Here is a 1,103-nt window from a genome sequence, read left to right as displayed (position 1 = left end):
ACGGCCGGATGAACCAGGGTCACCTCGACGACGCCGGGCTCGCCCTGCCGCCGGCGGAGTCGACTGCGCTCGCGTCCTCGTACCGGCTGCACGCCGGCCAGATCGGCGATGCGGTCGCCATCGCCCGCGCGCGCCGGAGCCTGACCGAATGCCCCGTCCCGGACGTCGCGGACCTGCGGACCGCCGCCGGCGAGCTCGCCGGGCGGGCCGTCGACGGGGTGGCGCGCCGCGTCGACGTGACGCACACGTGGGACGACCTGGTCGTCGAGCCCGACACCCGCGCGCAGCTCGCCGAGATGTGCGAGCGCGCCCGTCACCGCGACGTCGTGCTGCGCGACTGGGGCCTGGGCCGCACCGGCGCGGCCGGCACCCACGCGCTGTTCTCCGGACCGTCCGGGACCGGCAAGACCGCGGCCGCGCAGGTGATCGCGGGCGAGCTCGGCTGCCAGCTGCGCAAGGTCGACCTCGCCGCGGTGGTCTCCAAATACATCGGGGAGACCGAGAAGAACCTCGACGCGATCTTCCAGGCGGCGGCCGACTGCGACGTCGTGCTCCTGTTCGACGAGGCGGATGCCCTGTTCGGCAAGCGATCGGAGGTGCGCGACGCGCACGACCGCTACGCCAACATCGAGATCTCCTACCTGCTGCAGCGCATGGAGGAGCACCAGGGCCTGACCATCCTGACCACGAACCTGCGTCGCAATCTCGACGACGCGTTCCTGCGCCGGCTGGCCTTCGACGTCCGGTTCCCGTTCCCCGACGAGCCGGCCCGCGGGCGGCTCTGGCAGCAGGCGCTCGGGCCCGCGGCGCCGGTCGCGGCCGATGTGGACGTCACCGCGCTGGCCGCCGGCTACCCGCTGTCGGGCGGCCAGATCCGCAACGTCGCGCTCGCCGCGGCATATCTCGCCGCCTCCGACGGCGGCGCCGTCCGGATGCGCCACCTGCAGCTCGCCGTCCGGCGCGAGTACCAGAAGCTCGGCAAGCAGATCGCCACCGATCCCGCGGACGGGCCGTGAGCCAGCAGGCGCGTGCGGCTCCGCAGCGCCGCGATCCGGAGACCGCGCCGGCGCGACGCGGCAGCGGCACGCTGCCTGCGCGGGACG

Annotated in this window: 1 protein-coding gene; it reads left to right on the top strand. The window is 74.6% G+C overall.

Going from position 1 to position 1,103, the window contains the following annotated elements; genetic code table 11:
- Positions 1-1,016: ATP-binding protein (locus F8A92_RS18450; protein WP_194291594.1), on the top strand; the 1,016-nt coding region annotated here is incomplete at its 5' end.
- Positions 1,017-1,103: the final 87 nt, after the last annotated feature.

The sequence above is a fragment of the Cumulibacter manganitolerans genome (assembly GCF_009602465.1).
GTDB classification, from domain to species: domain Bacteria; phylum Actinomycetota; class Actinomycetes; order Mycobacteriales; family Antricoccaceae; genus Cumulibacter; species Cumulibacter manganitolerans.
The sequence above is the reverse complement of the archived record's forward strand: the minus strand, read 5'-3'. Positions and strand labels throughout refer to the sequence as shown.